The 7,201-nt window shown below is 42.4% G+C and carries 9 protein-coding genes; 1 reads left to right on the forward strand and 8 read right to left on the reverse strand.

Annotated features, from left to right (window positions below; all coding sequences use genetic code 11):
* Positions 1-120: 120 nt before the first annotated feature.
* The 8 genes from CCUR_RS07025 to rpmH all read right to left on the reverse strand — a co-directional run bounded on the left by CCUR_RS07025 (position 121) and on the right by rpmH (position 5,494).
* The gene (locus CCUR_RS07025) at positions 121-1,326 is read right to left on the reverse strand and encodes a ParB/RepB/Spo0J family partition protein (RefSeq protein WP_015778949.1); all 1,206 of its coding nucleotides are present in this window, start codon (positions 1,324-1,326) and stop codon (positions 121-123) included.
* The gene (locus CCUR_RS07030) at positions 1,319-2,203 is read right to left on the reverse strand and encodes a ParA family protein (RefSeq protein ID WP_015778950.1); all 885 of its coding nucleotides are present in this window, start codon (positions 2,201-2,203) and stop codon (positions 1,319-1,321) included. Before CCUR_RS07030 ends, CCUR_RS07025 begins: the two co-directional genes overlap by 8 nt.
* A gap of 262 nt (positions 2,204-2,465) precedes the next feature.
* Positions 2,466-3,107 (reverse strand): 16S rRNA (guanine(527)-N(7))-methyltransferase RsmG, encoded by a 642-nt coding sequence (gene rsmG / locus CCUR_RS07035; RefSeq protein WP_041225317.1) that lies wholly within the window; start codon positions 3,105-3,107, stop codon positions 2,466-2,468.
* 163 nt (positions 3,108-3,270) lie between these two features.
* Entirely contained in the window at positions 3,271-3,891 is a 621-nt protein-coding gene (locus tag CCUR_RS07040; RefSeq protein ID WP_015778952.1) for a Jag family protein, read from the reverse strand.
* A 64-nt stretch (positions 3,892-3,955) separates the two neighbouring features.
* Positions 3,956-4,729, reverse strand: a complete 774-nt coding sequence (locus CCUR_RS07045; protein ID WP_015778953.1) for a YidC/Oxa1 family membrane protein insertase — start codon at positions 4,727-4,729, stop codon at positions 3,956-3,958.
* A 36-nt stretch (positions 4,730-4,765) separates the two neighbouring features.
* Positions 4,766-5,008, reverse strand: coding sequence for a membrane protein insertion efficiency factor YidD (gene yidD, locus CCUR_RS07445; RefSeq protein WP_015778954.1), 243 nt, complete (start codon positions 5,006-5,008; stop codon positions 4,766-4,768).
* 1 nt (position 5,009) lies between these two features.
* A complete protein-coding gene (gene rnpA, locus CCUR_RS07050; RefSeq protein WP_245526097.1) occupies positions 5,010-5,351 on the reverse strand; it encodes a ribonuclease P protein component in 342 nt (113 codons plus the stop codon).
* An 8-nt stretch (positions 5,352-5,359) separates the two neighbouring features.
* A complete protein-coding gene (rpmH, locus tag CCUR_RS07055) occupies positions 5,360-5,494 on the reverse strand; it encodes a 50S ribosomal protein L34 (protein ID WP_015778956.1) in 135 nt (44 codons plus the stop codon).
* A 791-nt stretch (positions 5,495-6,285) separates the two neighbouring features.
* Between rpmH and CCUR_RS07060 the strand changes: the two genes are divergently transcribed.
* Positions 6,286-7,137 (forward strand): ATP-binding protein, encoded by an 852-nt coding sequence (locus tag CCUR_RS07060; protein ID WP_015778957.1) that lies wholly within the window; start codon positions 6,286-6,288, stop codon positions 7,135-7,137.
* The last annotated feature ends 64 nt before the right edge of the window (positions 7,138-7,201 follow it).

The following is a 7,201-nucleotide window of genomic DNA, read 5'->3' on the forward strand; positions in this document are numbered from 1 at the left end:
CTAAACGACCTCTCAGAACAAATTCTGAGAGGTCGTTTTTTCAGGGCGTAAACTATTACATATAACTATTAGCCTTATGAACTTAAAGCAAAGCACTCTCGAAAAGGTAATTTATCATCCTTACTCTGAAACAATCTTGTTAAAGAGACGCTGAAGATCGGCCTCGTCCTTAAACGAAATCTCGATCTTATTTTTTCCTTTAACAGACCGCACGCGAACATCAGCTTCTAAGTTCTCTCGCAAACCGCGTGCAACGCGCTTAAACGAAGTAGGCAGCGGTGTACGCTTTACTGATTCTTTGTTTGTTTGAAGCTGGCCAGCAAACAAACGAGCAAGTGATTCTGTCTCGCGAACAGAGAGCTTTTCCTCTTGCAGTTTACGAACAAGTTTCTGTCGTCCTTCTGTTGTTGGAATAGAAAGAATGGCACGAGCATGTCCTGCCGTGATCTTTTCTTCAAAAAGAAGCTGCTGCGCATCTTCAGGCAGCTCAAGCAACCGCAAAGCGTTTGCAATGGTTGAACGCCCTTTTGAAACGGCACGTGCTACCTCAGATTGAGTCAGCCCCTGTCGCTCCATCAGGCGTTTGTAACCATATGCCTCTTCAATGGGGTTAAGATCAGAGCGCTGGATATTCTCAATAAGAGCAAGTTCAAGAGCTTTGTCGCCTTCGACATCTTTCACGCGAATAGGAACCGTCTTCATACCAAGCTTTTTGCAAGCCTGCCACCGGCGCTCGCCCGCAATAATCTGATATCCATCATCTACCTTGCGAACAAGAATTGGCTGAAGAAGGCCTTCTTTTTCGATTGATTGAGCGAGTTCAGCAATTTCTTCAACATCAAAATGGGTACGCGGCTGATCGGGATTTGGCTTTACCGTATCAAGCGGGACTTCCTCACTTGATGGCTCTTTCACAGGAGGTCGGCTTGTCTCGCGAACGGCAACCCCTTTGATAGTGACATGATCATCTTCTTCTATATAAGGGCGAACGGGAGCTTCTTCTCCCTTAATAACAGCTCGTTGAACAGCTTGTTCTGCAGCTACCTCACGTGCGGAATGAACCGACTTCGACGGAGTAGTCCGTTCTTTTATTGTCGCACTTGCTACAGCTTCTTCTGAAATCTCTGTTTCTGCTCGCTGCACCACGTGATTGTTCGCTGCCACCGCTGATGATGGTTTCTCCTGTGTATTATCGGGTACAGAAACTGCTGCCTCATCAGCAGTAGTTTGCTGCTGATCGGCATCTTTTTGATTAATTTCTCCCAGACTTTCGCCTAAAAGAGAATTCAGTCCTCGCCCAAGTCCACTTCTTTTTTGTTTAGCCACGTGCAATCACTTCTTTCGCCAAAGATAAATACGCTTGCCCGCCTTTACCTAAGGGATCATACTCGGTAATAGGCTGTCCATAGCTTGGTGCTTCAGAAAGTTTTACGGTTCGCGGAATCATCGTAGTGAATACCGTTTTATCAAAATAGCGGCGAACTTCTTCTGCGACCTGCTTTGAGAGCGTTGTTCGCCCGTCATACATCGTTAAAAGAACCCCATAAATATCCAAACTTGGATTGAGCATACTTTTGACACGCTTCATTGAATCAAGAAGTTTTGTCACACCTTCAAGCGCATAGAACTCACACTGAATGGGAATCAAAAGTTTATCGGCAGCTACGAGAGCATTAACCGTCAATAGACCAAGCGATGGGGGGCAGTCGATAAGAATGTAGTCGTATTTTCCCCGCAGCGATCCAATGGCTGACTTAAGGCGATTCTCACGAGCCATTTCATTAACGAGCTCTACTTCAGCACCGGCAAGATTAATAGTTGCCGGTAGAACATCTAATCCTTCACAAACATCAGCAACAATCGCTGTATCAACTGAAGCATCAGAGAGAAGAACGTCATAGATGTCGTAGGATATCTGTCCTTTATCAATCCCTAACCCGCTTGTCGCATTGCCCTGTGGGTCAAGATCAACCAGTAAAACAGCTTTTCCACTTGCGCCTAATGCAGCTGAAAGATTAATAGCTGTTGTTGATTTACCAACCCCACCTTTTTGATTGATGATGGCAATAATCTTTGTTTCACCAATCGTATGAGTGATAGGTTTCTTTTCATCTAACCCTTTAAGAGGACGCTTCTCAATAGGAATCTGCTCTTCAGCCTGGATGGGTTGGGTTTTTTCTTCTTCAGTGGTTTCAGTAATCATCTCTCCTGATGAACTGATTTCATTCTCAGCAACATCTTCACTCGACACAGTGCTCGCCTCTGATGTCGTGTCATTGTTTGCTGCTGCGTGAGGTTTCTTATCACGCCTAAAGCTGTCAAACAGACTCACATGATCCCCTTTCCACTTGGTTTATCCGATTATATCGAGGCATCGGTCTGTTTCACGTGAAACAGATTCTTCCCATAAAGATTTTCCTATCCAACAAACCAAATTACGTTGTTTCACGTGAAACAATAGGTATCTACTCTTTATACGGTCGTTTCTGAGCCATTCCTGGACGCCGCGGAAGCTTAACGGTTGGCTCGCCCGATTTTTCAAACACAATAATGGTTCGCTCTGTCACATCGTCACTTAATACCAATTCTCGCGCTGAAACAAATTTCATAGCAACTTTTTTACTAATGGCTTTCGCCTGTTCTAATTCATCGCGATATTCATTTGACTTATAGCAAATAAGCTGTCCGTCATTATGAAGAAGGGGAGAGGCAAGCTCACAAAGTGAAGGAAGTGATGAAACCGCTCGAGCAACAACAACACTGAATGAAGAGGGGGATTTGAGCGCTCTCTCTTCAGCGCGTCCCACTTGCGCTGAAATAGATGAGCCAAGGTTAAGATCAGAGAGAATTGTGCGAACAGCTTTTACTTTCTTTTCAACTGAATCAAGAAGAACTATCGGCCGCTCCGCAGCTAATGATAAGGGAACACCAGGAAAGCCTCCACCCGAACCAAGATCAAGCGCAGGACCTAAAAGAGCATCCATAAATTCTGGAAGACCTCCAAGCGAATCTTCTATATGAAGTAACAATCCTTGTTTAAAAGAATCAATGCGCGTCAAATTTACTTTCTTATTTACCTCAAGCACAGCCTTAAGATACTGCTCCATACAAGCTTGTTTGTGACTACTTATCTCATACTGCACAAATAGTTCCCTCGCCGATTCTCATTCTCATGTTTATCTTCACACATAATAAAAGGAGTGCCGCTTCATGCAACACTCCTTTTATTGTTTCACGTGAAACTAATCAGAAAATAGAGAGTTCAAATGGTTAATCAACCGGCTCAATAACGACATGACGCGAACTACCTTCGCCTTCAGATCCCGTTTGCACTCCTTCAAAATCACGAAGAGCCATGTGGACAAGACGACGCTCATATGGACTCATTGGTCGCATCTTTATCGCACGACTTTGGGAAAGTGCTCGCTTTGCCGCTGAAAGGGCAAGTGATTCTATCTTTTCACGCTGACGATTTTTATACCCTTCAACATCAACAACAATGGGATATCGATATCCTATTTTGCGAGAAGTGATCGCTGAAATAAGGAATTGCAAAGCATCAAGCGTCCGGCCATGCCGACCGATGAGAACAGCCAAGTCAGAGCCGGTAATATCAAGAATGAGTTCGCCTTCATCTCCTTCATATTCGTCAATTTCAACTTCACCAACGTTGAAATACTTGAGAATATCTTCTAAAGCAGCAATAGCAGTATCAGCAATCGTATCAAGTTCATCTTCAGATATAGCATCATCTGACTGATCATTTACTTGATGCACTTGATCAATCTCTTCACTTACTTCAACTGCTTCTACTTCATCTACTTCAAAAATTCCTTCTTGAATTTCCGAAGTTAATTCTCCTTCAGGTATATCACTTGCCAACTCAGCCATTATTCCTCCATTCGAGATATATACCAACAGTCTCTTTTTAAAAGGAGACTGCAGCAAACTATTCTTAACGGGTCTTCGTGGGACGCTTTTTCTTTACTTTGCGAGTCACATCAACCTCAACAGGCTTTGTTTCAATAACTTCTGCCTGTTTTGCTTCATCTTCTCGCTTCAGCACCCGCATAGTAATCTGTTGCTGAGCAACACCAAACAACGACGAAGCACCCCAGAAAAGGAGTACACCAGCAGGAGAGGTCCAACCAATAAAGAGCATAAACAGACTCATAAAGCCACTCATCATGATTGTCTGGCGTTTTTGAGCACTGTCTGCTTGTCCGCGCTGCTGAAGAATCATCGGAGCAAATGTTGCTCCCGCAAAAATAAGAAGCAAAATGATGTAGGGGATAAAAGTAAGAACACCCTGTCCAAAGGCTGATGAAGGCGAAAGTGTTAAATCAGGAACCAGATGATAGAACTGATATGTCGACCCTTGAGTACGGGTTGTCATTTCCTGCAATACCTGGAAAAGGGCAATAAAGATAGGCATTTGCAAGAAGATCGGTAGGCACCCGGCAATAGGATTAAATTTAGCCTCAGCATAAATCTTCTGCATTTCTTCTTGCATGCGCTGCTGATCGTCAGCGTATTTCGTTTGAATTTCTTTCAGGAGCGGCTGAACTTTCTGCATCTGGAAAGAAGACTTAATTTGCTTTTGCATAAGAGGATAAACAAGCAAGCGAAAAATAATCGTCACCGTGACGATAGCCATACCCCAGTCGCCAAAAAAGCTGTAGAAGAAACTGATGCACCAGAAAATGAAATCTTTAAAGGCATCCCACATGGATGATTATCCCCTCACAAAATTCGACAATATACTTCAAGGCACTGGGTCATATCCATGAGGACCACCCGGGTGACACTTTAAAATTCGTTTAGCAGTTAAAACGAATCCTTTACAAAACCCATAGCGACGAAACGCTATCAACCCATATTCAGAGCACGTGGGTTCAAATCGACAACATCCCGGAAAATGAGGGGACAGCGTAACCCGATAAGCCTCAATCAAAAAGATAGCTAATTGGGTTGGTACCTTTTTAAGACACGTTAAAATCTTCTTCACGCTAATCCGCCATCTCTTCCATCATACGACGCAGGAGCTTTTGGCAAGCATGGAGAACTTTACTATATTCTTGATTCATTAGCGATGCTTTTGCGAGAAAAACAATGTGGTAGCCATCCCAAGGACCTCCCAGTTCATGGCAGATAGAACGCATCCTTCGTTTGGCCATATTGCGCCAAACAGCATTCCCCAACTTTTTCCCTGCAATAAAAGCAACACGACCCACTGGGTCGTGTTGATCGTCCACTTGGATAGCAAGAAGCGTTATACAAGACGTACTAAAACGCGTTCCCTGTGAAAACAAAAGGGATATATCAGTGCTGGCTTTAATAGTTTCCAACACAACCCCTTTTAAACAGTAAGACGCCGACGTCCTTTAGCACGACGCGCAGCAAGAACAGCGCGCCCACCTTTAGTAGACATGCGTGCGCGGAACCCATGGCATTTTGCCCGCTTACGATTATTTGGTTGATAGGTGCGCTTCATGGCCCTACCCCTTTCTTACTAAAAGAGTAACTTCAAAAGAGTAGTAAGAGAAAGTCGAAACGTCAAGCAATACCCCTGACAGGTTCACTTCTTTTCTATGATTAGAAACCTCAGAGCGCTGAATATTCAACAATTAGTATTGAAAGGGAAGAGAATAGGGAATCCTTTCTAAAAAAGAGGAATAATCCAAGGAATAATCCCCAGGATTACTGTGGAAAATGTTAATAACTAGCATTTCATTCGAAAAGTGATGTGGAAAACTTTTTCGCTACCACATTTTTTCAGTTATGAGAAGGATTTTTTAATCTTATTTTTCGCCTACTTACATTATTGAATATTTTATAAACTACCTATCTGAACTGGTATTTTATAGTCCATATTTACATTAATGCAGGTCAAATAGATGCAAGAAAATCTCTGTTCATCGTAAAACATAAAAAGGATCTACCTGCAGTTTGTATATTACAGACGAACAAGCGTTTTACACCAAAATTTTCCCCAATATGGTCTCTTTTCACCATTTTATTTTTCACTCTTTCTTTCTTTCTTCACTGTTTTCCACTTGTCTTGAACAAAATGTTGAAAACTCTGAATACCCCATGTAAAAGGACTTTTAATTTTTTCTCAAAACTGAATTTAATAGGGAAAAACCCGAGAATACCGCGTAGAATAGCGGTATCTAGCGCTTTATACTGCTGAATTCTGAAAGTTATTCAGCAGTTCGCTGAATACTGTGATGAATATAAAAGAAATTACTATTTAACTGGGTAAATAAAAAGGAGAGCTAAGAAGTGGAAGATACAGCAAAAGCGTCTAATACTTCTTTTGACTATTCTTTTGTTCCCACAAAAGCGCGAGTCGCTGTTTATGACGATCCTAAAATGGCACCACGTATTATCGACATTGACCCCGCACCAACCGCTGAATACATCGAAAAGCTTGCTGACTGTGTTGATGAACAAAAACGTAAGCTTGGCGGGAAAATACCATATTCTGCTATTAGGGAAATGTCAGAAAATTTTATTCACGCTCAATTCTCTGAAGTGGTTGTTTCTATCCTTGATGAAGGAAATACCATTCGTTTTTGCGATCAAGGCCCTGGCATCACCAATAAAGAAAAGGCAACTCTTCCGGGGTTTACGTCTGCTATAGAACCAATGAAACAATACATCCGAGGGGTCGGAAGCGGACTGCCATTAGTAAAAGAGTATCTTGATATTTCTCATGGCTCCATAACGATAGAAGACAACCTCACAACGGGAGCAGTAGTCACCTTAAGCATGAAAGAAATACCAGCTCATCATACACAAATAGGATCCACCTCGTATAATACGTATACCCAACCATCATCGCATAACGTACAGCTACCTCATACAAACAATTACTCGTTTACCCCAACTACCAGCAACGGAACACCCATACCTCCTCTTTCAGATCGAGAAAAAATGGCTCTTACGATATTTGCCCATGAAGGTGCTGTAGGAGTCAGTGAATTATCTCAAATGATGAATATCGCCATGTCGAGTACGTATGCGCTGATGGTTAAGCTCGAGCAAAATAATCTTATTGAAACCGTTGCGAAGAAAAAAAGAATTCTTACCGACTATGGTGACGCCGTTTATCAAAAAATAGCGGAAATATAAAATTCTTACTGCTTGTTTTGAGATTACCCATTCGATACTAATGTTTCCGCAGGTAATTGATCTA

Source organism: Cryptobacterium curtum DSM 15641, assembly GCF_000023845.1.
Classification (GTDB): Bacteria; Actinomycetota; Coriobacteriia; order Coriobacteriales; family Eggerthellaceae; genus Cryptobacterium; species Cryptobacterium curtum.

Bases quoted from the DNA above. Each gene is read 5' to 3' on its own strand.
- rpmH (WP_015778956.1), bottom strand. From the start codon at position 5,494: ATGAAGCGCACCTATCAACCAAATAATCGTAAGCGGGCAAAATGCCAT.
- CCUR_RS07030 (WP_015778950.1), bottom strand. From the start codon at position 2,203: ATGATTACTGAAACCACTGAAGAAGAAAAAACCCAACCCATCCAGGCT.
- rsmG (WP_041225317.1), bottom strand. From the start codon at position 3,107: ATGGAGCAGTATCTTAAGGCTGTGCTTGAGGTAAATAAGAAAGTAAAT.
- CCUR_RS07045 (WP_015778953.1), bottom strand. From the start codon at position 4,729: ATGTGGGATGCCTTTAAAGATTTCATTTTCTGGTGCATCAGTTTCTTC.
- CCUR_RS07040 (WP_015778952.1), bottom strand. From the start codon at position 3,891: ATGGCTGAGTTGGCAAGTGATATACCTGAAGGAGAATTAACTTCGGAA.